Genomic DNA, 22,686 nt, shown 5'->3' with positions numbered 1-22,686 from the left:
AGATCGTCAAGCTGATTTTCGAATACAAACGCCATCCTTGGCACCCTCGCTGGTGGATTGAGACGCGGAAAGTCTACCCCATCCAGCGAAAACCCGCGACACTAATTGTTCCGGCGGTCCTAAGCAAAATTTTGGTGTGCATCGCTTGAGATGTTTTTTAGCAGTTTTTTCGAGGTCTGATCAACGAAGGGCATCGTGCGCGATAATGGTGGCGAAGTGAAACTTTGCATCTTCACCAGACATGACCAAGACCATTACTTTGAGAACCGTAGGCTGCGGCACCGAGATCGAGATTCTGCACGAAGGACTTCCTGCGGCGATCCCGGCGGAGATGTGTTATCTCGGCTGGCAGGAGTCGTTGTTGCAGCTTGCCAGGTTGGTCGATGCGGATATCCCCGATGGCGGCTGATTTCCCGATGCCCCTGGAGCTAGCCTAAACAATGCCCAAACGCAAAAAAGCGCTCGACGAAAGCCTCTGCCCGATTACCAGCGACCCAAAAAAGCGCCTGGCGAGCGATACACAAACCGACGCCATCAAAGCGAACTTTCCGGCGGGCATTGCTCGCCCTGCGCTGCGCGCTTTGGTAGCGGCCGGTTTCACAACTTTGGAACAACTGACCACGGTCACGAAAGACGAATTGTCCGAACTGCATGGGATGGGACCGAAAGCTGTGAATACGCTTCATGCTGGATTACTGGCAAATGGCCTCGATTTTCGCAACCCATCGGAACGGAACTGAAGCATTCAACAAGAAACACTCACAGAGAAGCAAAATGTCAAAGATGATTTTCGTGAACTTGCCGGTTGCAGACCTCAAAGCATCGATGACGTTTTATGAGGCACTCGCCTTCCTTAAGAAACGATTTATTCACCATGATCGCTGCCACCGAGCCGTCTGAGACGGCGGTTGCGACTTGGGGTGCGCCGAGAGATGCGCCACCGATGACGTACTGACGGCAGCCATCAACTCTCGTCGCCCCATCTCTCGTTCCTCTTCATCACGCATAGGACACCCACCCTCGAAAAGCCAACCCGGCATAGAACAAACTCACGTCGGAAAACCCCGCTTCTCGCAACAGCACCTCGTCTTGCTGTGGATCGAGAATCGTGAGATGCGAGGCGATTGCCTCACTTGCCTGCGATGCGTTTTGCGGATCGACACCGGAACTCACCACATAAGCTGCGTAGCGAGCAAGCCACTGTTCTCGAGCGCCGTCTGCTTGGGAAAAACTCAATTGGAGTGTGATAAACGGGGCGTTTGGTTTAAGTCGCCCACGAATGGCAGCCAGCATTTGTTTGCGCTCATCAAGGTCGGCAAAGTGCATGGTCAAAAGGCAAGTCGCTGCGTCAAACGGCCCTTCCGGTGCGACGTCGACTTTGCCCTCGTGAAGTGCGACTCGCGAGACATGCGGACCAAGGATTTGCCTGGCAAGTTCCAACATGGCTGGAGAAGGATCGACGCCATCAAACGTCCAGCTCGGTTTGGCGCCTGCAAAGACTTTTAGCTCCAGTCCGCCGCCAGCTCCGACAACGAGAATACGGCCGTTACTGCCGACACGTTCGGTGAGCAATAGCGTTGCCATTCGCTGCATGTCCGCGAATCCAGGCACTGCACGGCGCGGCGAGTCGCAGTACTGGGCGACCGCTTTGGGATCGTGAAACGCCGCGTTCTGCAATTCTTGACTAGATGCCATGTGCATTCCGTTTCGCCTCAAATGAGATCCCTTTGGCTTTAAGTCGTTTGTGACAATCGGCGCTCAGCGAAGCGAGTGTCACTTCGCCCAGTCGCCGCAGCAGTCGTTGCTCGGCTTCATCAAATGCCCTGCCCAGTGCCGCGTTCACGGATTGCTCCACCAGGCAACCAGGCGATTCGGTGCGATTGCCGATCGCCAACAGTGACGGACTCCCGACTGCTTTGTAGATGTCCAGTAGAGTGACTTTGGCAAGGTTGCAAGCCACAGTCCAACCGCCACCATGCCCCTTCTCGCTACGCACGTAGCCCTGCTCGCGCAGCCCTGCCATCAACCGACGCACCACAACTGGACTGGTGTCCATCATTTTCGACAGATCCTCGGAAGTGACCGGCGCTTCCAACTCCGCCATGTGCAGCAAGATGTGCAGCACACCGGAAAGCTTGCTATCTCGTTTCATGTAACCTATGTTGTTGCGTAACATATTCTTTGTCAAGCCCAACCGGGTAGAACTGGGTTGCGTCCAAGTGGGATGTACGAGCTGCCTTCACGTAGAATAACCCTATCCAGCTTCAGATGCGGACCTCCATGCACAATCCTTTCACAGAAGCTTCTGCCGATGATTCGGAAGACGCCGAGTTGGTTTGCCGAGCCAACAACGGTGATCGTTCGGCGCTGGAAAAACTGATTTTGCGGCATCAGGCATGGATCTACAACATCGCCGTCCGCATTGTCTTTGAGCCTCAGGACGCGGAGGAGGTCACGCAGGAAGTGCTGATCAAAGTCGTCACTCGACTCAGCACGTTTCGTGGCGACAGCCAATTTCGCACATGGCTCTACCGCATCACAGTGAACCACGTTCTCAGCATGAAACGCCGCGGCGGCGAGAAGGCGACTTTGACGTTCTCAACGTACGCGGACGCCATCAACGGCACTGCGGACCTAGATCCACCCGATCCCCAAAGTGTGCCGGTGGAAGTGCCGCTGTTGGTCGAAGAAACCAAAGTCGCCTGCACGACAGGAATGCTGCTTTGCCTTGACCGACGACAGCGATTGATCTTCACGCTGGGCGAAATCATCGGCGTGAGCGACACCGTCGGCAGCGAAGTCATGGAAATGACGACCGCCAACTTCCGGCAGTGTCTCTCCCGCGCACGCCGTGACCTGCACCAGTTCATGAATCAGCAATGCGGTCTGGTCAACGCAAGCAATCCCTGTCGGTGTGTCAAAAAGACCAAAGGCTTCATCGACGCGGGACACGTGGACCCCAACAACCTGCTTTTTGCGACGAGCCACCTTCAGCGGATTGGCGACATCGCGCAGGGGATGGCTCGCGAGATCGACGATGTCGCCGATCGATCCTTCGCCGCGATCTACCGCGATCACCCGTTTCTGGAGCCTGCAGAGCAAGCCCGATGGCTGCGGCGAATTCTCGATCTGCCTGAAGTTCGCAAGACGCTGGACTTGGGTTGAAAACTTTTTCGAGGGACTGTCACAGTCGTTAACGCGGCGCGTCTATGCCATTGAGAGACAACTTCTTTCTGGTTTTGAGGACGCAAATCATGCTGAAACTGCAGAACCGGGTCGCTGTGGTGACCGGTGGTTCGAAAGGGATCGGGGCCGCCATCGCCAAAGAACTGGCCGCCGCAGGCGCGGTCGTCGCCGTCAACTTTCACCGGGACAAAACCGGCGCGGATGCTGTTACTCGGGAGATCAACGAATCCGGAGGGCAAGCAATTTCGATACAGGGTGACGTGTCGAATTCCGACGACATATGTCGAATGCTGGCAGAAGTCACCGACGCCTGCGGGCCGCTCGATATCGTGGTGAACAACGCCGGCGTCTATCTGCCAATGAACCTTGAGGAGGTCACCGAAAGCGAATTCCAGCGTGAGTTCAACACAAACGTCCTCGGCCCGTTGATGGTGATTCAGAAATCGCTCCATCGCTTCGGACCAGACGGCGGCAGCGTCATCAACATCGGTTCCGGTGCATCGAAAATGTGCCCGCCCGGCTATTCGATCTACGCCGCGAGCAAAAGTGCACTCGATGCGATCACCAGAGTGCTCGCGAAAGAACTGGCCCCTCGTGGCATCCGAGTCAACTCGGTCAATCCTGGTGCGACGCTAAGCGAAGGGACGAAATCGGCCGGGTTATATGGCACGGGCAGTGACTTCGAACAGCAACTGGTAGCCATGACCCCGCTCGGTCGCATCGGAACACCACCGGACATCGCCAAAGTCGTTGCCTTCCTCGCGTCCGATGATGCAGGCTGGCTAACAGGCGAAGCGATCCTGGCATCCGGCGGTCTGCGATAAACGGCAGCGAAAACCTATCCCCCATCAATTTCAATCAGCAAAGGAGAGTCCATGTCCGCCTACATCGTGTTCATCCGCGAAAAGACGCTCGACACGTCAGAGTTGGAGACTTATTGGCAGAAAGCACCTGCCGCAATGGAGGGGCATCCGGTGAAGCCTCTGGCCGCGTATGGTACCCATGTAACGTTGGAGGGACCAGACGTTGAAGGCGTCGTCATCGCAGAGTTTCCGACTGTGGAGGAGGCTCGCAAATGGTACGACAGCCCTGCCTACCAAGAAGCCGCTCAGCATCGTTTCCGTGGCGCAGTCTACCGCGGCCTCATCGTGGAAGGAGTTCGCCCCGTTTAGACAAAAGCCCTACAGAGATTTGAGGCGACTCCGCCTTGTCCACACCGTCGATGATGCCGCGTGTCAGAGGGGCGATCCTGCTAGCCGACCGATTCGGCCTGATCCTTCAGTGCTTCAACGATCCGCTCGATCGTCTGATCCGCTTGGGACAGGGTTTGTGCAAACCGTGTCGAGTCTGCGGCAAGCCGACGGTTCAGGGTGTCGATCTGGTCTTTCCAAAGTTCACAGCGGTTGACGAGCCATTGCCATTGCAGATCGGTCAGATTGTCGTGCTCCATGTCGATGACGCGTTGACAACCGCTACTGAACTCGGCCAAACGGGCCATGAGTTCCTCTGCAGTTTGTGGCCGCTCATCGAACCACTCGTTTGCCGCGCCGGCGAGCGACCGAAAGTAGTCGTCCGGAGAGCCGGCGACAAAAACACTGTCATCGTGAAACCCCCACTCGGCATCTTGAGCCGAAGGACGCAGGAACAGCATCACCGCAACGAACAGCACCGCAGCCAGCGAAAGCAGTACCAAGGCGGTACGAGAAATCCGGGTCCTCCGATTCGGTTCGGTTGATTCGTCACCGGTCGCTACGGTGGCAGACCCGGGCTGAACCGCATCCGATCCCGTCTCGTCAAATTCAAACTCTAAGTCTTCGTGGGCGGCCTGGCAGCGGTCGATCCAGTATTGGCTGCCACCGACGAGCGCTTCTTCTTGAAGGACGAGAAGCAACCGGGGGCGTTCGATCAGAATCTGAATCTGATCCGGCGACGCCTGTGATAGACCGTCGCGTAAGACATCTTCGTAGGCCGGCCCGAACACGTCTGCCAATGAGGCGGGGACCGGTGCAACAGCTTCCTTCGCCGCGCCGAACACACTCAACTCGTGAATCAAATCGGATAGATCGGTACCGACGATTTGCCGTTCGAGCCAATCCGGCCAGTCATCCGTCTGTTCGGGAAGTGATTGTAGACGCAGTGGCATAAGGCTTACTCGGAATTCAGGCGACGCATAATACAGTCAAACAATTCCGCTTTGAGAGTGTGCTTACGCTTGTAGATTTGTTGATTCGTCAATCCAAGTTTGATGGCGATCGCGTCGGCTTTCATGCCGGCGAGCAGCAGTTTGACGAACTGAACCTTGCCGGCATCCAAGCTGTTGACGCAAGATTCGAGTGCGTCCAGTGCCGCACCATCGCTGTGCTTCGGCAGATCGACGCGGAGGTAGTGTTCAAAGAGAGTATCGTCACTGACCTGGACCGGACGACGCTTCTTCTGGGCATCCAAGAACGTCCTCCATGCGACGGTGTACAGCCAAGCCATGAACGATCCGTGAGTGAACGCGTTGAGGTTGTTCAGGACCTTGATCCACGTTTCCTGCATGACATCATCGATGTCGACCGACCCGCGAGCCCCCGACTTTTTCTCAAGGTACCTTCTGAGCTGGGCGTCACTGACTTGCTGAAGACGATCGAACGCACGTCGATCACCCTTCCTGCATCGGGAGACTAGAGTTTCCGGCGATTCCTTTCCACTCAACTGCTCAATCACATTTGGTTGCGGGGCGAGTTGCTCTAACGACGTTTGCTGGACCACAAACCAGTCTTCACTATGGTAAAACCGATTGGCGTTGACCACAACCGCTAGGAATAGCATCGCTGTGTGAACCTTGCCACGGCCCAAAGCGCGCCACACACGGTGATAAATGAGCCCGTCAACATCGCCGACATTGCGCCGAGGTTGATCGCCCCGAGATACGCTAAGGCGACCGGCACGATCAACGAGAATGCGGCGGACCGAAGCACGTTATGACGAATGGTCCGCCTCGCATACAAACGATTCGCCAGTCGAGTGTAGGCAACACGATCGCTCGAAACCGCTACGGTTTCCGAATGCCGATCGCTTTTCGCCCCTGCGACCGGCGGAGATCGACGACCGACCCTCAGCCCCAGTCCCTCTCCCTCGTTACGGTTGCAATCAGGCGTCTTCTTACTTCGTTCGGTCGGATCGCAGCGCATCGTGTGTGCCTCGTTCAGAGTGTGTTTGTGAGATTGAGCGACCGATTGCCACTCAATCCCCACAACGAGACACCTGGCGAATCCTTCCAATAATCGGCGCGCAAAAAAGGATTTTCAGATCGCCGGCCATCGCCAACCACGTCGTTCAACATCGGCCAGGAATCTTGGAAGAGAATCCATCCCCATTCGTTAAACGAATTGGCGGCCGGCACCACTCAAACTCGGAAGTGAACAAAAACACCCCCCCCAGCCTCGCGAGCGCAGAAAACCCCGCCATCTGGTGGACCCACCAGCACCTCTTCACTAGAATGCCCGGACCCTCCCCCCCCTTGCATCGTTCTAGCTTCAACGGGAATCAAGTGCAGATCGTCTCAATGACCTATCTCCTGATCGCCGTGGCGGCCTCCATGGTTCTCGCATCGGCCGCCTCCGCCCAAGGACGCAAGGTGGCCGTGCTGGTCGGCGTGAATGAGTACCAAAAACCCGCATTCACGAGCCTCCGATTCGCCCGCGCGGACGTCGAGGCGGTGGATGCTGAATTGAAGAAACTCGGCTTTACGACAACCTTGCTTCGGGGGCCTGAAGCAACCCGCACCAGAATCGAAGACACCATTGATCGCGTGGTCGCGCCGCTTGGCAAAGACGATCTGATGTTGGTGATGTTGGCCGGCCACGGCCAGCAAATCGAAGTGACGGGGATCGACGGTTTGCCGTCCGAAGACGCATTTTTCTGTCCCTATGACGGAATAAATCGTGACGCCGAGTCACTCTATTCGCTCAGCCATTTGATCGATCGTCAGTTGATACCGAACGTCGGCCGACGCATCGTCATGGTCGACGCGTGCCGCAACGTGGCCGACGACGTCGGCCGCGGGATCCAAGGAAATGCGACCATTGCATTGCCCGAAGACACCGCCATCCTCTTTAGTTGCCGCTCCGGCCAGCGATCATTCGAAAACGACACTCTTCGTCACGGATTGTTCACGTACGCGGTTCTGGAAGGCCTAAGAGGCGGAGCGGCGCGGGACGGAAAAATCGTGTGGTCGCAACTGGTCTCGTATGTCGATTGGGTGATGGCGACCGAACAGCTCCGTCGGCACATGCCTGACGGTACGCCGCAAGTTCCGATCAGCGCTGGTGGCATTCCGTTTGCCGTCTTGGGAGAAGGCAATTGGAGCGAAGTGCCGACAGAGATTCAACGTCCTAAGCAAGAAGAGTTGGATCACTCCTTTGTGAATTCGATCGGGATGAAGTTCCAAAAGATCCATCCGGGTTCCTTCATCATGGGTTCACCGATCGATCAGCCGGGTCGCCGCCCGGAGGAACGTCCTCACCGCGTGGATGTCTCGCGTGAGTTTCATCTTTCCGTGTTTGAGGTCTCACAATGCGATTACGAATTTGTGATGGAGACCAACCCCAGTTACTTCAGCGATTGGGGCGACGGGGCCGAGCGGTTGGCGGGACAACTATCGGACCAACGACCGGTCGAACAGGTGAGTTGGCAAGACGCAAACGAGTTTTGTCGTCGTCTTTCAAAGCTTCCTGTAGAGGTGCGTGCCGGCAGACGGTACCGCTTGCCGACTGAAGCTGAATGGGAATACGCCTGCCGGGCAGGCAGCACTGCGGCGTATGGGTTCGGAGACGTCTATCGAGACGGTCAGGCGAACGCGGACGGACGATTTGCTTCTGCGAGTGGTGGCGGCATCTTTCTAAAACAAACCGCCGACATCGCAAGTTATCGCCCCAACGCGTTCGGGATCTACAACATGTCGGGGAATGTCTCTGAATGGTGCCAAGACTGGTTCGGCGCTGCTTATTACGACGTTTCCCCGACCGCCGATCCGGTCGGTCCGACGAGTGGAACGAAGCGGGTCGTTCGTGGCGGATCATGGTTCGACCATCCTTACCTTCTGCGTTGTGGCAGCCGACAGTCAGCCGATCCCGGCTCAAGAGAGCCCTTCGTGGGCATACGCGTGGTGTGTGATGTTCGATGAGTGATGAAACGCAGCCTACCGAAACGAAGGAAAAACGATATCCGATCGTCCTGGTGGCGTCCGGAATCGCAATGGTCGCGATCGGCGTGGGCGTGGGTGTCCTGATTACCGCGTTGTCAAGTCGCACCGAAACGACCGCCGCAGATTCCTCCGAACGTAGCGATGTCGTGGCGGGCACGACACCGAGCGGCTCGGAATCCCGAGGTGCCGCGGCCCAGCCGGCGTCGCACGAGATGACCGCGCACGATTCCGTCGTCGGCGCGACCATCGCTTCTGCTGAGGACGCGGTGGACGATTTGCCCGGCGAACTGCTCTCGACTGTTCAACAGCAGCAAGCATTTCAAGAATCCTTTCAAGCCAGACTCGCCGCCATTGATGTCAGCCGTCGAACCGATTTTGCAAATCTATCCACATCGATCAAAGACATCGATGGATTTGCCGAGCAACTCGGCCAGCTCGCCAAATCGTACCCCCAACTGAGTTCGGCTCCCCAATACCGTCGAGCGGCGATCGAGGCGCCGATCTGGCGTGGAACGCTGCAGTGGGTGTCAATCTTTGAAAAAATCGATCGGGGACTTCGCGAGGGGCTACGCCCTGGGCAGGCGCGCGAGTTGATTCGAGAAGGCGATCGGATTGCCGAGAGGTGGCGGATCGCTCCCTACGAACCGAGCTACAGAAAGCTGCGACCGCATTTGTTTTGTGTCTCGTCACGGCTCGATCACGCCGACAAGCGACTTGATCAACGCGTCACCGCTTTGCTCGACGAGGATGCGTACGCGCACCTCAATCTGGTTATCCTGAAAAGCGGACAGCGTTACTACGTCCGGGCGGGTTCGGTGAAGAACGACCCTCAGAAACGAGAAGCCGAACTGGATTACGTCGTGGATTTGGTCGGGCTGAAGACGAAAAAGAAGCGGATAAAATGGGCGGAGATCAAACCGGGAGTGACATTGGCCCCGCACTGTGCCCTGGCGCGGAAGGTTCGAGAGCGTCTGCAACTCGCCGAGGACCTCGCCGGCCGTCAGTGGGAAAGTGTTTTTTGCAACGCGATCGTCGACGTCACCCAGGCCGCCGATGCGGATCCGCTCGTGCGGCTAACGTTTTTTGAGAATCTGCTTCGTGTCGCCTGCCTCGGAAGCGAACCGATGACGCGTGCGTTTGATCGGCATCTGCGGGCATTGGAGGAATCCGCGAAGATCGATCGGACGGCCAATTGGATCGCCCCGCAAACCGCCGAAGATCGGACCGCAATCGCACAAGCGACTGAGTTCTTTCGGAGATTGCCTGCTGTCCCGAAAGCCTGCGAACACGCGCTTCGGCTGGCGGTCAATCCCGCGGGCCAGGACGTGCCGACGCTTGAATGGGTCGGCTGTCTAGGCGGGGCGTCCGCGACCGGTTGGGAGTTTTTCGGCTCCCCGCCCGCGCAGGCCGGAAAGCTACGGACCGTTTATCGCGACCGAAATTTATCCGTCAAGATCTCAACCGTCGCGGAAGTTTTTGATGGTGTGATTCGTTGGCAGGAGGGAGAGGACGAAGCATTCGTCGAGGGTCGTCCACTTTTTTTTCAACCCGTTCGCTGAGGCAACTGTGATGCCGAACTCAAATGTGTCCGCGCTTGTGCAAAAATGCTATGTGGAATGGCTGGGCATACCGGCCGACGAATGTCCACCGGACTATTACCGGCTATTAGGTCTCGCAAGATTCGAATCGAACCCCGACTTGATTCGCGCCGCGGCCATTGCCAGACAACGGCAAATCAAGAACGTTGCGACTCCGGACGAAACCAAGGAGGCGCAAGCAGTCCTCCGACAACTCAAAGCGGTACATGATGAACTGCTGGACGAAACGTCCAAAGGTATTTACGACACCAACTTGCGATTCGTGCAGCAACGATCGGTTGGGGCTGGCACACGAGCGGCTCACAAGGAGGGCGAAACGAGTTCCAATGCCGCTCTGCAGTCGGCCACAAAAATGCGGGCCTCGGGACCGCCGCGTGCACGACGAGCCGCCGCAACCGAGTCCCCTCAGCCGACGCACGTCGAAGATGCGGACCATCCCGATCGGCGAATCGATCAAACGCACGCCCAAGGAAAGTCGGTGGCCGGTCATGCTTGGGGCCGACCACAGTGGCCGCTGATCGGATCACTCGCGCTCAACGGAATGTTGTTGTCTTTGTTGATCATGAGTTTGATGACGCGCGGTCGATCGGACCGCGATGTCACCGCGGCCGTCGGCGGATCAGGCACGGCCCCAGAATCGTCAATCCCCGCCGCTGCTGCGGTCGCTCCATCGCAAGATCCACCGACGTCAGCAAACAACGTCGCCTCCGATGACACCGATACCGATGCGTTCGATTCGTCGACGCTGGGCAACGCGACGGAGGAACCGTCTCTTCCCGGTCAGTCGCCGTCCGATTTGGCGGCCGCAGGCGTACCAGGTGCCGCCGGGCCACCCATGTCTTCGGAGATTGACGAGGAACCTACTCCGAAACCAATCGGCGCGGCTTTCGACGACCTGAGCACTGAATTTCCACTACCGGAGATGCCTCGAAGCGCGACGGAGATCTCAAAGTCTTCAACGGCCGGAAAAGTATCGCTCAGCGACTTTAGCCTTCTAACGCTCTCGCTCGACAGCTCCGCGGCCGATCTGTCGGGAAGGTATCAACTCGCGATCGAAGATGCGGATTCCAACGAACGCGAATCCAAACGCTGGCGGGTTGTGATCAAGCCGACTGGTAATCAAACCGGCGCGACCGACCAGGTCGGTCACTTTTTGGTCGACGAGTTGAACCAGTTCCGTTTCCTTTGGGAAATGTCCCGACCGGTCCCGAGGGCGGAGCAACTGGCGAACTGTTTGCTCACCATGACGTTCAAGGACGAGAAGAAAGTGTTGCAGCTACGGTCGGTGTCCCACCAGAGTCGCCAACCGACCGAATTGTCGGGCCGCGATGTGAAGATTCCACTTCAGGTGTTTGCACCACCGTCCGCGTCGACGCTCGGCTTGCGGGTAATGATGCACCGCGACGGCCTCAAGCCCGACGTACCCCAATCGCAGTCGCCAACCGTTAAAGACGGGACGCTGAAATCCGTTCATTCCACTCTTCCGATCTTGGCGCAATTCGATGGTTCGGGCGGCGCTCCGCTACCACTGAACACGCCGCACATGTTTCCGGTGGATTCACAAGAGATGGTCAAGGTGGCGCTGCGGTTGGACCAGGCCGAATCAAGTTCGGACACGTTTCAGTTGGGGATGGCAACGCGGGTCCGCATTTCCGAGGACCGGGGCGGTACGTATGTGACCAAAAGCATCGACGATCTGAACGATGACCTGAATCAGCTTGTTAGAAGGATCCGTGAGGACGTCGCCGCATACGGAAACGCGATCAATCAAATCCTGATCGCCACTCCACAGCTAAACAAGTTGCAGGGCGACTTGAGTCGTTTAAGGGGGATGGCCAATCAAAACCCACAACAGGCCGGTCGACTTGCGAATCAAATGGGGGCTCTAAGCGGTCAAATTCAAAAGCTGCAATTCGGAATCAATAAGGCGAACGGCACCGTCGCACGTCGGCGAAAAACGATTCCCAAGTCCTACGAGACGCTCGCTGGAAAAATTGCAATCCTGCGAGCGGTCGGAGCAATCCATAACAAAGGTGAATTGGAATACCACATGGTGGCCACGGCCGGGTCGGGCGAAATCAGACTGATGAGCGGGGACGGACTTCCCGACGCAATACGTCAGGCGTTCGTGGTCCCTCCCTTCCGCCTGACCGGCGACTGGTTCCGGCTGGACGGCATGACCTACACACTCGGCGGAACGAATGAGAGTGGAACCGCACGGATCAGTAAAACATTCGACAAGAGGGTTCCACCGGTGTCCGGCACCTGGTCGCGAGTCGGTCAGGACGTCATTGTCGATGCCGGAACGATTAAAGAAAGTTATCGCCTTCACGAGGACATCGTGATGCGTAGCACAACAGCCACTCTGTTTCGATTGCCTTAGATGATTCATGGTCCTTGCCAAGCGTATTTCAATGCGAACGTTTGTTCTCGCCTTCCTCGCCCTGTCGCCGCTGTACTACGTCTCCGCCGCTGACGACCAACCGTTGGCCGCCAAGGCACGCCAGGTGCTTCGGCGTCACTGTGTCGAGTGCCATAGCGGCCAAGACGACGACGACGGTTTCAATGTGCTCAACGCTGCGGCGATGCGGTCCAGTGATGAAGGCTATGTCATCGCGCAAGATCCAGAGGAATCGCTCGTTTATCTCCGAATCATTGACGAGGACATGCCACCGGCGGCGAACCGGGAACTTCAACCGGTGACCGAAGAAGAACGAGAAATCCTTCGACAATGGATCGCCGGAGGTGCGACCGACTTTCCCCAGGCGGACCGAAGTGATTTTGTCTCTATCGAGTCGATCTATTCAGCAGCCCTCGGCTATCTGAGAAACGCAGCCCGAGAAGACCGGCCGCAACTCAGGTTTTTTACGCTTCACAATGTTTACAACCGGAGGTCGACGGACCCGTCCGATCTGCGGTTCTACCGCGCCGGTTTATCCAAAGTGCTCAACAGCTTGACCTGGGAACGACGCATCACCCTACCCGACGCCGTCGAAGTTGACGGTGTAAACGACGATATCCTGTACGTGATCGATCTGAAAGAATTCGGTTGGGATCGGCAACGAAATGCGAATTGGAATGAACTGCAGAAAGCCTATCCATATGGACTTAGTTTCGAGTTTTCGCAACACCACGGGGAAGCCCACGAGAACGATCTAGCCGTTCAAGGTCTGACGCAAACGCAGATTCCAGTTCTCCGGGCGGACTGGTTTGTCGCCACCGCGACCCGCCCACCGCTGTATCACAAGTTGTTGCAGATCCCGACGGACGCTCGATCACTGGAAGCCCGCCTGGAGGTTTCGATCGCAAGTGATTTTCTCAACCCCAAACCGAGACGCATCGCCCGAGCTGGATTCGCCCGCAGCGGCATTTCGGGTCAAAACCGGCTGGTGCAGAGGAGCGACGCGCTTCACGGTTTCTATTGGAAGAGCTACGACTTTAAACCCGACACGGGGCGTGCCAAACTGACGCGGTTTCCGCTCGGGCCGGCGAATCTTTTCGAGGACCGTCGCCATCCGTTCGAACGGTTCGCCTTCGAGCACGACGGAGGTGAAGTCATTTTTTCATTGCCCAACGGAATGCAGGCCTACATGCTCGTCGACGGAGAGGATCAGCGGATCGATGTCGGGCCGATCACGGTTGTAAGCGACGCCCGGCGCACCAGCGGGACCCCCGAAATCGTCAACGGACTCTCCTGCATTGCCTGCCACCGTCACGGCATGATCAAGTTTAAGGATTCGATCCGGCTAGGCAACGCGACCTTTGGTGAAGTCGAGCAACACGTCGAGAGACTTTATCCCGAACGTGAAGCGATGGACGAACTTTTGCAGGAAGACCAACAACGCTTCATGCAAGCGTTGCGACGGTGCATTTCGACATACTTCAACGATGAAGATGATCTCCAATCCTTCGACGAACCCGTCCGCAAAGTCGCGGTTTGGCATCGCTCGGTCTACCTCGACCTCAACACCGTGCTGACGGAACTTGACTTGAAAGAGGAAACTCAGTTGCTGCGGGTCGGAGACAATACGTTGAAGCGTCTGGGCTTGGAGTCTTTGATGAAGGGCGGGGTCATCAGCCGTCCCGAATGGGAGGCTTTAGACAGCAAGTTCGGCCCCTCTCTGATGCAACAGATTGCAACCGAGTTGGGCGCAACGCCCGTTCTACCGCTGTAAATTTTCACGTGTACCGTCAACCAGGAGTCTACGAAATGAACATGGATCGGATAGGCATCGGCTTTTTCCTCGCGCTCACGTTCAGCGTCTCGCCGACTCAGGTGGCGGCATCCCAGCTCGACGACAAGATGGTCGAACTGGCCCGTCGAGTCTTGGCCTTGACCCGAGGACAGCAGGTCGCGGTGGGTGTCTTTTCCCCGACCGGGCTTCCCGACACGAATTTCGGCCCCGGATGTTCCGAAGCACTCGCTGCCGCTCTCGAGGACCAGAAACCGGGCTCGGTCAACAAACGGGCAGATTTCGAAGTCAAGGGCGACTACATGTTCGTCAAGAGCCAATCCGAGGCCAACAAATCCTTGGCGCGGGTCGTGAGTATTGACGCGCGGGTGATCGACCTAGCCGCAGGCGGAAAACAGTTGGGAAAATTTCCGATTCGTCTTGAATTGGACCATACCAAGACGATTGCCAAGGTGATTCAAGAAACCGTTGCCCTTCCGGCCAACGGGACGAAAGAAGAACGAAATCAAATTCTTGCCAGTGCGGTCAAAAATCCCTCCGTCTTTCTCCACGGCCCACAACGTTCGTTGGTGTCCAGCTCTCGGGAAAGCAAACTCGCCGTCGAAGTCCTGGTGCGCCCCAGCCCGCATGCGCCTGCCCGACCTCGATCGGCGAAGGATCTCGATGGATTGGCCTTTGTTGACATTGCCGTCGACGAGATCTACGAGATCAAGCTCTACAACCGATACCCGCGGGAAATCGCTGCGAATGTCTCGGTGGACGGAATCGACATGTTTCATTTCAGCCAGGATCGTGGCGACGACGGACGTCCGCTGTATTCTCACATGATCGTGCCCCCTCTGTCCGAGGCCGTCATCGTGGGCTGGCACCATTCCGTCGGAGGCAACGAAAACTACAAGTCATTCCTGGTCACGTCCTACGGCCAGGGCGCCTCGGCCAAATCGGGCATTGATGCGAAGGGAAAAATTGGCGTGATCCACGTGCAATTTGGATTCACCAAAGTGATCCCGATGGGAGGCCGTTCGGCACCGGGCAAAGAAACCGGGTTCGGCCCCCCGAGAAAAGTTTTTCAGAAACCGGTCCAGCGGGAATTCGATCCGCCGCACGATTTCGTGTCCATCCGCTATGCCCGCTAATACTGGTCGATAAGTTTTTCAATCTCTTTTTCAATCGGTTGTTCGGAAGATTTCGACTTCCGGCTCGTTGCAAAGGTAGGACGCGGCGATGAGCCCGCAACAAAGTTGAAACCGTTTTTGCGAGAGAAAGAAATGAGAAAGCTAATGTCATTGGTCGGATGCCTGAGTTTGGTGCTTCTGTTCACGGGATGGTCGTGGGAAGAGCTGAGCGAATACTACCAGGCGACCCGCGAAGAGATTCGTGAGGCCTCTTCGGAGTCTATTCCGACCGAGATTGAACTGAATCGGTTGCAGTTGCTGATCCAAAAACTAGACACGCAAGCGAAGGAGCACAAACGGGTTGTCGCACGTGCCAAGGTTGACCTCGAAGACGCGGAGACACTCTTCGCGGATTCACAGTGCAAGTGTCGCACGCTGAAGCAGACGATCGTCCACATGCGAGACCAATTGCCGATGTTCGTTTCGACGGGTTCCGGTTGCGGCGGAACGGTCGACCCTGCGTTCAAGAGTCGACTGGAACACTTGATTTCGGCGTACAAGACTCACAGCGGAACCATGGAGGCTCGTGAGAAAGCGGTGACGGCTCATCGAGAGGCTGTGACCGACCTTGTGAACCGATTCGATCGCTGGTCGCTTCAACGTGACACGCTGAAACAGCAGTTAGATTCGCTGCGGGCTCGTCAGGCGGCGACTCAAATTGCGGTGGTCGACAAAGCGTCTTTCGATGAAGACGACTTGAGCCGAGCCGTCGAACTCGAGTCAAAGTTAGACCGGAGAATCCGAATCGAAGAACAGGTTGACGCCGAATTCGAAACCTGGTCGAACGATGTCATCGCCGAAGGACCGGACCTGGCATCGATCGAAATCCAGATCCAATCGATCCTGGTCGATTAAGCCTTGGATCAACGCTCAGCCAGCGCTGGCGAACCCGCCAAACCGCGAAAAGAAGGGATTGTTTTTCGCGGTTTATTCCATGCGCCTCCGCATTGACATCATCTTGCGTTTGCTATGCCGACGATGAAACCACGTGGTCACACCCGCTTTGGTGTCTACAACCCTGGGACACCACCTCACCGTGACCGCATGTCGAACATTGACGGAAATCCATTCGATTAAACGAACGTTCGAAATGATTTCGTACTACTTTCAAGGCTTGGCGAGCGACGAAGAACTGCTCGCCCATATTGAAAAGCAGAAGCGAGCCGCGGAAGCGAAAGCTGCCAAGTCGGAGTCGCCAAAAAATCTCTAACAACCTCGACGGAGGTGGGTAGTTTTGCAAAATGATGAGTGCTGACCTGACAGATTGTCCTTTTAACCCTCGCCGCTGACACAGGATGTCGATGGCGGACAGGAAGTGGGCCAGTTTGGCGGGGTGGCTTGGGGTAGATCCTGCAACTGCTTCGTCTAGGTCGTGAATCAGACCTGCAGTCGGGTGAGATGCTGGTTGCGCTGTGGGCGATTCCGATTTAGCATTTGGACATGCAGCAGATCTCTCGGGGCAACTTTGGATTGGTGATTGCTTACCTGCTCCCGGGGTTTCTGGGGCTGGTTGGGGTCAGCTTCCATTCTTCGGTCGTGCGGTCTTGGCTGAGCGGGAGCCCTGAATCGCAGGCGGTTTCGTTTGGGGGGATTTCTGTTTTCGACGCTGACCGCTCTCGCTCATGGACTGATCTGCAGCACGGTTCGATGGCTGCTGCTGGATACTCCCGCCAGCCACCGGGCGGCACAACCTGCGACGTGACGACGATTGCTATACTGAGCCGTCTCGCCGAGAACGCCGCTTGGCCAAAAGGACGGACAAAAGTAAACGCCCAAGCAAATTGCGTTTCCGGACACCGGAGCGTGCAAGCGATTCTGTGAAACTTGCGTCAGCCTGAGGAAGCGGATCCAGTTTCTAGACGCTTGGAGAGTTGCGCTATATCGAAACGCATGTGATCGCCTGCTTTTGAGTCCTGGAACCTTTTCCTTCGCTTTCATCGACCGGCGCATCGCATGATAGCTCGAACTATGATGGGGAATCTTTTCTGCCTGAGATTCGGACGTCGAGCAGGAGCATTCAGTCCCGTCGCACGTCGAGCGGAGCCTAGCGGAAGTAGTCGACGGCAACGTCGGAGCACCTCCAGATATCGACAGATTTTCCATCCGCAGCAAGACATTATTGCATAGCCAAGAAGCACTCAAAGGGCACAAGCGATGAATACAAAGCTACTGTCAGAAAGTGGATCAGTTGGGGCCAAGACGTCCAGCTAGAGCAGCTATCTCGATCCACAATCCGAGACTTCCTGGATTGGGTGTACGAGCATGCAATTGAACTGCTGGCGGTCGATCCAACTTCATTCAGTTGGTCGCTGGCGCAACTCGCGTCGTGTCGTAGGGGGGCGGCGTTTTGCACCATGATCTGACCTACTCAATTCGCAGCATCATCGCGTCAGTCTAAGTCGTAAAGCAATGATTCCCGCGAGAGTAGAACTGATTGATTCGTTTCCACGATGACGAAAGGCCAAGCCAGAGCATCTCACGCAAGTGTTGTATCAGGCGCCCTGCCATATCGGATCCGCGAAACGCGGCTCTTGAAGCTGTGCGAACAGCAAATTTATAGAATCCAATGAAAATCCCCACAGTTCTCAATTTATTGCTTGATCAACAGACGACATCTCGCTCAACTGTCTTACTCGCCAAGGAGGGGCACTCGATCCGCTCGATGTGATATTCGAGTGGATCATCCAGTGACGATACCGATGCAACCCGAAAGCAGTGTTCGGCGCGTCGCAGATGATTTGTCGGTATGACTCTCATCGGATATTCGGCGAAACCTTGGAACAGGCGAGAAAAGTGGCTTTCAAAAAGGAGCTACTGCTAACCTGCATCGACTTCTGCTTCTTCCACAAGATGGCCGAACACATCACCGCCGCCGGCCTGTCGGGCAAGTTCGATCACGTCATCCTCGCCGGAGCGGAGCCGGGCGCGGTCGTCGACTTCCCGCCAGAGCCGAAGTTGCACTGGCAGCAGCTCTTTCTTGAGCACCTCCACCCTGTCCAAGAGATTGCACAACATCAAGCGGGTGGTTGTCCTCGGCCACCGGGACTGCGGGGTGTACAAGGAGTTCAAGGTTCTGCCGGACAACCCCACTCCCGACGAGGAACGGGTAGCACACAAGCGGCACGCCGACCGGCTGGAGGAGTTGGTCAAGCGGTTTCACTCGGAATTGGTGGTCGAGAAGTTCCTGCTGAGCCTGGGATCCGCTCCGGCCGCCTCGCTCAAGATGCAGCGACTGGTGTGAGAAACAAAGGCGCACAGTACCAGACGCCGTACCTGACCGGGGCCGCCTCAACGCTTTCCGTAATGCGTAGCCTTCTGGGGCGCCCCCGGCAGGCGAGCTTGGGTCGTTCGGCGGCATCAATCCTCGACTGATGTAATGAAAATCAACTGGAGCACACATGCCCTTTCAAAACGAATATGCAAACCTGGTGTCACAGAAGAGTGAAGCGCATACCCGACTGATCAGGGATTACGACGGCCCGAATCCGGACTTTGATTACATCGTGATTGGCTCCGGCATCGGTGGCGGCACCGTGGCGGACGACCTAGCCGACCGCAAGCCGGACAAACGCATCCTCGTGGTGGACGTCGGCTCGTTTGTCTACCCTACGCACGTCTACAATATCAGCCGCATTCCGAACGATAAGGTAGCCAACCACTTCGGCGCCGACAACTTCCAGCAGACGGGGACGGGCACCCACTTCATCGGCGGCAAGCCGCAACTGGTGTTCGGCGGCCGATCGGTCTTCTGGTCCGGTCTCATCCCGCAGCCACAAGATTGGGAACTGGAGTTCTTCCCCGCCGCCATCCGCGCCGCCCTGAAGAACGAATTCCTGAAGTTGGCCGGCGAAAGGATGAACGCTTCTCTGACCCTTGGCAGCAAGGCGCAGGAGTTGGTCGCACATTTTCACAACAGCTCGATCGGAAACGATTTCGATATCTACGAAACACCGAGGGCACTGCATCAGCCGTACTTGCTTGCGGACGGTACGCCAGCGAATAAGTTCTTCCTCGAGCCAACCGGCGTGTTCAACACGGCCGAACTGCTCATCAACCAATCCGGGCTGACCCCTGGGCACGACCTCAATGGCTCCGGGCTGTTCATCCGATTAAACAGCTTCGTCGAGGCCGTCAACAGCGTGCCGCACGATTGGTACGAAGTGAAGACGACCAATACGGTGACAGGAGAACAGCGGAGCTTCTACTCGCCGAAGGTGGTCGTCGCGGCCGGCTCGACGGAAAGTCCGAAGCTGATCAACCGATCTTCCGTGTTCCACACGCTTCCCGCTGACATCAAGAGCTTGGTGGGTTTCGGCCTGACTGATCATCCCGTGTCGAGCGAGTCCCAAGCATACGTCACGTCCGTGGGCAACCCACGAATCGACATCTCACCACAGGATCATGCAAAGATCATCTTCTACTCGAAGGGGAATCTCGATGCCACCGGCCACGTCCAGTACCCGTTCAACATTGAGATGAACGTCAACCACGAGTATTGGCACCTGCGGAACAATGACCCGTCTGCGGGTCTCACCCCCAACGACCCGACCCGCACGCGGGTGGACATCAAGTTCAGCTTTGCCAACTGCCTCGACGACCAGAACGGCATCCATTCGCACGCCAACGACGGATACACGCCGTACATCAGTTTCAAGCGGTTCGCTGATCTCAACGACTTACTCAACTCGCGGTTCCCAGCCGTAGCCGGCTGGCATAAGAATGCCGGCGATTTCTTGACGTTGCTGAACAATACGCGGGACCGCATCTTCGCCGAGTTCAACGACGTTGAGTTCCAGACGGCGCCTTACGGTGAACTCGGCAATGACCAGAAGCCGTTCGGATGGGGCACCGTCCACCACGCCTGCGGCACCCTGCGAATGCCGTGGAAGGCGAACCGCGACGCGGCCTTCAACACTCGGTCGGTCGTAGATGAGGACCTGAGGGTCCACGGCACGGCCGGCCTGTACGTCTGCGATATGTCCGTACTCCCCGTCAGCACTGCGGCAAATCCCGTGCGAGCGTTGGCTGGTCTGTCACTGCGTCTTTCGCGTCATCTCGGCTAGATGCCGAACCGGGCGCCGCAGTAAGCGTCGGGGGCATGTAGGCTTTTCTGAAACCTGTAAGATCACTTGGCTCGGGCCGCAGTTGAGCTTGGTCGTTAGGCTCCGTGGATCCGTTGGTCGAAGATTGAGAGCCATTGCTCGGCGGCCCGGCCGTAGACGCCGGATGACCGTAACTCGAAGGCCCCTACTTTTCGCATCGCCTGGACCGCTCGCGTGTGGCTGGCTCGGTGACCCTGAGCGTCGGTGATCACTGGGACCACCTTTTTGCCGGCCGGTCGCAGCAAAGACAACGCATCCTGATAGGTCGCGATGTCGGATCGATCCGGCTTCGTCGGCATGATCACGATGGGGGCCGGTGGGACCTTCCAGTCGCGTGCACCATGATCGATTACAAGCAAATCTGCATCGGGTTTGCTGGACGGAATGGAGTCGATCACTTCGAAAGGTAACTGACCTCCTCGGTGGAACAGCGTTGCGGTGCCCTGTGGGTCGTCACAGACAACCAGGGGCTTCAGTCCAAAACTCACTGCGGCGGCAGCGAGGTTGATCGCGATCAAGCTCTTGCCCTGCCCTCCTTTCGGGTTCCAAATTGATACAAGCTGCACGGTGTGACTCCTTTCCTTGAATCCTCGTTTCATCGTGAACGCAGAAACGAGAAAACGCAAGTTCCCGGTTCCTAGGTTGGGAGGTTGTCCACAACTAAGTTTCCTAGCTTCCCTGGAAACGCGGTTTCGAGGTTCCTCGATTCCGCGAATACTCGATTACGGGGAACCGCGTTTTTCATACCACTTGCGGCAGAACCCGACGAATGCCGCCTCGGGGATTCGTGGCGGCTCAGTCATCCATTCTCGCCACTGGCGTTCCAGATAATAGACATCCCATCCCGGTGCCGCGCGCCGTGCTTTCTGAAACGCTTCTTCGGGCAGGGGCTTCACTGCGAAGTGGTTTAATGGTACTGAATTTTCGGACGGCATCGTATTGCGATTGCAGAATGTGACGCTGTCGAACTCAGAATCGTAGGAGAGACGGTAGTCGGGAAGATGGTCGGTTTTGACGATCGCCTTGACGAGTTGTCGGAATCTCTTGGCATCGCTCTTTGCGCCGGACTTCTTTTGCAACACTTCGACGGAACATTTCCACGAAGCCTGCCGCCCGCAGTGTTTCCTCGCCAGCTCGTAGATCCGCCGCTCCAAAGGCTTGCGAAGGCGGAAGTAGTCTCGATGAAGCGTCAAGACTTCTTGCTGACGAATGGCGTTGAATAGCCATTGCGATAGCTCTAATTCAACCCATAGCAGGCGTCCGTCCAAACCTCGCTTTCGCCTTGTCGCGGCTGACGAGATCAGCGAAAACGAATCAAACTGCTCGTCATCACCGGTAACGATGTTGGTTTGAATCATAGTTCCGTTGAGCCGCGACAGGGCATCGACCAGTGCGGCGTAATCTTTGCCTCCGGTTCCACGATTGGTGAACCTGAGAAAGTCGTGGCTGTTCAAGCGAATTCGCCGGCCGATTGGTTCGCCCCGTGCTTGTTTGCCCATCAGCTGCGAAATCGCGTAGATCAAGATATCCTTGTCGTAAATCGTGGCTTGCCCCAACGCACTGGGAACGATTCGAATCCATTGTTCGCCGTGCCGGTATTCTCGGACGTTGCGTTCGGGCTTCTTGGAGAGCGAATAGAACGGGTGCTCCATTTGCGGCATGATGTCTTTCAACACGGCATCGGCGATGTCGCAAACGAACAGCTCGTTGGTGTCGTACCGCTCGGGAATGAGCGAGGTTTGTGTCAGCGGCTGATCAAACGAAGTCGACATCCTTCTACTGTTCGGGGTTTCGGGTACCGCGTCAAGTTCGGGGTTTCAGATACCGGCCACAGCCTGTGGAAAAGTCTTTCAATCCATGCCAAATCCATTCGGGGTTTCAGGTACGACGTTTCGGGGGAACAGGTACCGATTTTCAGGGTTTCAGGTACCAGGCGATTGAGAAAGTGCAGCCAAATCAGACCGCTGTCGGTCATCGTCCACAGCTTAACACTTCAATAACACAACTATTAACACACACTGGGCAACGGGAAAACGAAACCTGCGTGAAGGGCAGGGCGATTGAATGCTTGGCATCTCACAACGAGTCTGGTATCGGTTGTTCATGGAATCGCGCCACGACGAACTCAATCGCTTCAAACGAATGGATCTCGTTCAGTACGCGGTCAGCCGAGGCTACCAAATCGACCGCAAGTCAAGCAGCCCGAAGAGCACGGTTGTCCGGCACACCAACGGCGACAAA

Annotated in this window: 22 protein-coding genes; 15 read left to right on the top strand and 7 right to left on the bottom strand. The window is 56.7% G+C overall.

Annotated elements, in window-relative coordinates:
• Nucleotides 1–241 precede the first annotated feature (241 nt).
• The 3 genes from Enr13x_RS09915 to Enr13x_RS39350 are packed head-to-tail and all read left to right on the top strand — an operon-like array spanning nt 242 to nt 900.
• The gene (locus tag Enr13x_RS09915; RefSeq protein ID WP_145385912.1) at nt 242–409 is read left to right on the top strand and encodes an SRPBCC domain-containing protein; all 168 of its coding nucleotides are present in this window, start codon (nt 242–244) and stop codon (nt 407–409) included.
• Between the two features lie 31 nt (nt 410–440).
• Nucleotides 441–740: a helix-hairpin-helix domain-containing protein gene (locus Enr13x_RS09910; protein WP_197455909.1), complete on the top strand. Its 300-nt coding sequence runs from the start codon at nt 441–443 to the stop codon at nt 738–740.
• Nucleotides 741–774: 34 nt separating this feature from the next.
• The gene (locus Enr13x_RS39350) at nt 775–900 is read left to right on the top strand and encodes a hypothetical protein (RefSeq protein WP_261344172.1); all 126 of its coding nucleotides are present in this window, start codon (nt 775–777) and stop codon (nt 898–900) included.
• A gap of 99 nt (nt 901–999) precedes the next feature.
• On the opposite strand, the gene Enr13x_RS09900 is transcribed toward Enr13x_RS39350, so the two are convergent.
• Both Enr13x_RS09900 and Enr13x_RS09895 read right to left on the bottom strand, forming a co-directional pair.
• Nucleotides 1,000–1,584, bottom strand: a complete 585-nt coding sequence (locus tag Enr13x_RS09900) for a class I SAM-dependent methyltransferase (RefSeq protein WP_231744185.1) — start codon at nt 1,582–1,584, stop codon at nt 1,000–1,002.
• Nucleotides 1,585–1,684: 100 nt separating this feature from the next.
• Nucleotides 1,685–2,152, bottom strand: a complete 468-nt coding sequence (locus tag Enr13x_RS09895; RefSeq protein WP_145385910.1) for an Rrf2 family transcriptional regulator — start codon at nt 2,150–2,152, stop codon at nt 1,685–1,687.
• Between the two features lie 128 nt (nt 2,153–2,280).
• Here Enr13x_RS09895 and Enr13x_RS09890 point away from each other — a divergent pair, with 128 nt between their 5' ends.
• The 3 genes from Enr13x_RS09890 (at nt 2,281) to Enr13x_RS09880 (ending at nt 4,358) form a co-directional block, all read left to right on the top strand.
• Entirely contained in the window at nt 2,281–3,165 is an 885-nt protein-coding gene (locus tag Enr13x_RS09890) for an RNA polymerase sigma factor (protein ID WP_145385909.1), read from the top strand.
• Between the two features lie 89 nt (nt 3,166–3,254).
• Nucleotides 3,255–4,010 carry an SDR family NAD(P)-dependent oxidoreductase gene (locus Enr13x_RS09885; RefSeq protein ID WP_145385908.1) on the top strand — a complete coding sequence of 252 codons (756 nt, stop codon included), beginning with the start codon at nt 3,255–3,257 and terminating at the stop codon, nt 4,008–4,010.
• A 51-nt stretch (nt 4,011–4,061) separates the two neighbouring features.
• The gene (locus tag Enr13x_RS09880) at nt 4,062–4,358 is read left to right on the top strand and encodes a DUF1330 domain-containing protein (protein ID WP_145385907.1); all 297 of its coding nucleotides are present in this window, start codon (nt 4,062–4,064) and stop codon (nt 4,356–4,358) included.
• Between the two features lie 80 nt (nt 4,359–4,438).
• On the opposite strand, the gene Enr13x_RS09875 is transcribed toward Enr13x_RS09880, so the two are convergent.
• Both Enr13x_RS09875 and Enr13x_RS09870 read right to left on the bottom strand, forming a co-directional pair.
• Nucleotides 4,439–5,329, bottom strand: a complete 891-nt coding sequence (locus Enr13x_RS09875; protein WP_145385906.1) for a hypothetical protein — start codon at nt 5,327–5,329, stop codon at nt 4,439–4,441.
• Nucleotides 5,330–5,334: 5 nt separating this feature from the next.
• Nucleotides 5,335–6,000 carry an RNA polymerase sigma factor gene (locus Enr13x_RS09870; protein ID WP_145385905.1) on the bottom strand — a complete coding sequence of 222 codons (666 nt, stop codon included), beginning with the start codon at nt 5,998–6,000 and terminating at the stop codon, nt 5,335–5,337.
• A 736-nt stretch (nt 6,001–6,736) separates the two neighbouring features.
• On the opposite strand from Enr13x_RS09870, the gene Enr13x_RS09865 reads away from it, so the two are divergent.
• From Enr13x_RS09865 to Enr13x_RS39710, 7 genes are all read left to right on the top strand, one after another.
• Nucleotides 6,737–8,356 (top strand): SUMF1/EgtB/PvdO family nonheme iron enzyme, encoded by a 1,620-nt coding sequence (locus Enr13x_RS09865; RefSeq protein WP_197455908.1) that lies wholly within the window; start codon nt 6,737–6,739, stop codon nt 8,354–8,356.
• Nucleotides 8,353–9,936 carry a hypothetical protein gene (locus tag Enr13x_RS09860; protein ID WP_145385903.1) on the top strand — a complete coding sequence of 528 codons (1,584 nt, stop codon included), beginning with the start codon at nt 8,353–8,355 and terminating at the stop codon, nt 9,934–9,936. Before Enr13x_RS09865 ends, Enr13x_RS09860 begins: the two co-directional genes overlap by 4 nt.
• A 10-nt stretch (nt 9,937–9,946) precedes the next feature.
• Complete coding sequence (locus tag Enr13x_RS09855) at nt 9,947–12,358, top strand: hypothetical protein (RefSeq protein WP_145385902.1); 2,412 nt, start codon at nt 9,947–9,949, stop codon at nt 12,356–12,358.
• A gap of 31 nt (nt 12,359–12,389) precedes the next feature.
• Nucleotides 12,390–14,150, top strand: a complete 1,761-nt coding sequence (locus Enr13x_RS09850) for a c-type cytochrome domain-containing protein (protein WP_197455907.1) — start codon at nt 12,390–12,392, stop codon at nt 14,148–14,150.
• A 35-nt stretch (nt 14,151–14,185) separates the two neighbouring features.
• Nucleotides 14,186–15,304, top strand: a complete 1,119-nt coding sequence (locus Enr13x_RS09845; RefSeq protein WP_145385900.1) for a hypothetical protein — start codon at nt 14,186–14,188, stop codon at nt 15,302–15,304.
• Between the two features lie 132 nt (nt 15,305–15,436).
• Nucleotides 15,437–16,198: a hypothetical protein gene (locus Enr13x_RS09840; RefSeq protein WP_145385899.1), complete on the top strand. Its 762-nt coding sequence runs from the start codon at nt 15,437–15,439 to the stop codon at nt 16,196–16,198.
• Nucleotides 16,199–17,427: 1,229 nt separating this feature from the next.
• The gene (locus Enr13x_RS39710; protein ID WP_145392213.1) at nt 17,428–17,706 is read left to right on the top strand and encodes a site-specific integrase; all 279 of its coding nucleotides are present in this window, start codon (nt 17,428–17,430) and stop codon (nt 17,704–17,706) included.
• Nucleotides 17,707–18,160: 454 nt separating this feature from the next.
• Here Enr13x_RS39710 and Enr13x_RS37825 read toward each other — a convergent pair whose 3' ends face one another.
• Nucleotides 18,161–18,328 carry a hypothetical protein gene (locus tag Enr13x_RS37825; RefSeq protein WP_197455906.1) on the bottom strand — a complete coding sequence of 56 codons (168 nt, stop codon included), beginning with the start codon at nt 18,326–18,328 and terminating at the stop codon, nt 18,161–18,163.
• Between Enr13x_RS37825 and Enr13x_RS09830 the strand changes: the two genes are divergently transcribed.
• Both Enr13x_RS09830 and Enr13x_RS09825 read left to right on the top strand, forming a co-directional pair.
• Nucleotides 18,321–18,584 carry a hypothetical protein gene (locus Enr13x_RS09830; protein WP_145385898.1) on the top strand — a complete coding sequence of 88 codons (264 nt, stop codon included), beginning with the start codon at nt 18,321–18,323 and terminating at the stop codon, nt 18,582–18,584. The genes Enr13x_RS37825 and Enr13x_RS09830 overlap by 8 nt on opposite strands.
• Nucleotides 18,585–18,741: 157 nt before the next feature.
• Nucleotides 18,742–20,406, top strand: a complete 1,665-nt coding sequence (locus Enr13x_RS09825; RefSeq protein WP_145385897.1) for a GMC oxidoreductase — start codon at nt 18,742–18,744, stop codon at nt 20,404–20,406.
• 95 nt (nt 20,407–20,501) lie between these two features.
• Here the strand turns inward: Enr13x_RS09825 and Enr13x_RS09820 are convergent, their stop codons facing one another.
• Complete coding sequence (locus tag Enr13x_RS09820; RefSeq protein ID WP_197455905.1) at nt 20,502–21,011, bottom strand: AAA family ATPase; 510 nt, start codon at nt 21,009–21,011, stop codon at nt 20,502–20,504.
• Nucleotides 21,012–21,167: 156 nt separating this feature from the next.
• Nucleotides 21,168–22,217, bottom strand: a complete 1,050-nt coding sequence (locus Enr13x_RS09815) for a replication initiator protein A (protein ID WP_145385895.1) — start codon at nt 22,215–22,217, stop codon at nt 21,168–21,170.
• Nucleotides 22,218–22,686: the final 469 nt, after the last annotated feature.

The sequence above is a fragment of the Stieleria neptunia genome (genome assembly GCF_007754155.1).
In the GTDB taxonomy this organism is placed as follows: Bacteria; Planctomycetota; Planctomycetia; order Pirellulales; family Pirellulaceae; genus Stieleria; species Stieleria neptunia.
This window is presented reverse-complemented; position numbering and strand designations above follow the sequence as displayed.

Bases quoted from the DNA above. Each gene is read 5' to 3' on its own strand.
- Enr13x_RS09885 (WP_145385908.1), top strand. From the start codon at position 3,255: ATGCTGAAACTGCAGAACCGGGTCGCTGTGGTGACCGGTGGTTCGAAA.
- Enr13x_RS09855 (WP_145385902.1), top strand. From the start codon at position 9,947: ATGCCGAACTCAAATGTGTCCGCGCTTGTGCAAAAATGCTATGTGGAA.
- Enr13x_RS09910 (WP_197455909.1), top strand. From the start codon at position 441: ATGCCCAAACGCAAAAAAGCGCTCGACGAAAGCCTCTGCCCGATTACC.
- Enr13x_RS09845 (WP_145385900.1), top strand. From the start codon at position 14,186: ATGAACATGGATCGGATAGGCATCGGCTTTTTCCTCGCGCTCACGTTC.
- Enr13x_RS09840 (WP_145385899.1), top strand. From the start codon at position 15,437: ATGAGAAAGCTAATGTCATTGGTCGGATGCCTGAGTTTGGTGCTTCTG.
- Enr13x_RS09895 (WP_145385910.1), bottom strand. From the start codon at position 2,152: ATGAAACGAGATAGCAAGCTTTCCGGTGTGCTGCACATCTTGCTGCAC.
- Enr13x_RS09865 (WP_197455908.1), top strand. From the start codon at position 6,737: ATGACCTATCTCCTGATCGCCGTGGCGGCCTCCATGGTTCTCGCATCG.
- Enr13x_RS09815 (WP_145385895.1), bottom strand. From the start codon at position 22,217: ATGTCGACTTCGTTTGATCAGCCGCTGACACAAACCTCGCTCATTCCC.
- Enr13x_RS09850 (WP_197455907.1), top strand. From the start codon at position 12,390: ATGCGAACGTTTGTTCTCGCCTTCCTCGCCCTGTCGCCGCTGTACTAC.
- Enr13x_RS09915 (WP_145385912.1), top strand. From the start codon at position 242: ATGACCAAGACCATTACTTTGAGAACCGTAGGCTGCGGCACCGAGATC.
- Enr13x_RS09900 (WP_231744185.1), bottom strand. From the start codon at position 1,584: ATGGCAACGCTATTGCTCACCGAACGTGTCGGCAGTAACGGCCGTATT.
- Enr13x_RS09875 (WP_145385906.1), bottom strand. From the start codon at position 5,329: ATGCCACTGCGTCTACAATCACTTCCCGAACAGACGGATGACTGGCCG.
- Enr13x_RS39350 (WP_261344172.1), top strand. From the start codon at position 775: ATGTCAAAGATGATTTTCGTGAACTTGCCGGTTGCAGACCTCAAAGCA.
- Enr13x_RS09860 (WP_145385903.1), top strand. From the start codon at position 8,353: ATGAGTGATGAAACGCAGCCTACCGAAACGAAGGAAAAACGATATCCG.
- Enr13x_RS09870 (WP_145385905.1), bottom strand. From the start codon at position 6,000: ATGCTATTCCTAGCGGTTGTGGTCAACGCCAATCGGTTTTACCATAGT.
- Enr13x_RS09880 (WP_145385907.1), top strand. From the start codon at position 4,062: ATGTCCGCCTACATCGTGTTCATCCGCGAAAAGACGCTCGACACGTCA.
- Enr13x_RS09825 (WP_145385897.1), top strand. From the start codon at position 18,742: ATGCCCTTTCAAAACGAATATGCAAACCTGGTGTCACAGAAGAGTGAA.
- Enr13x_RS09890 (WP_145385909.1), top strand. From the start codon at position 2,281: ATGCACAATCCTTTCACAGAAGCTTCTGCCGATGATTCGGAAGACGCC.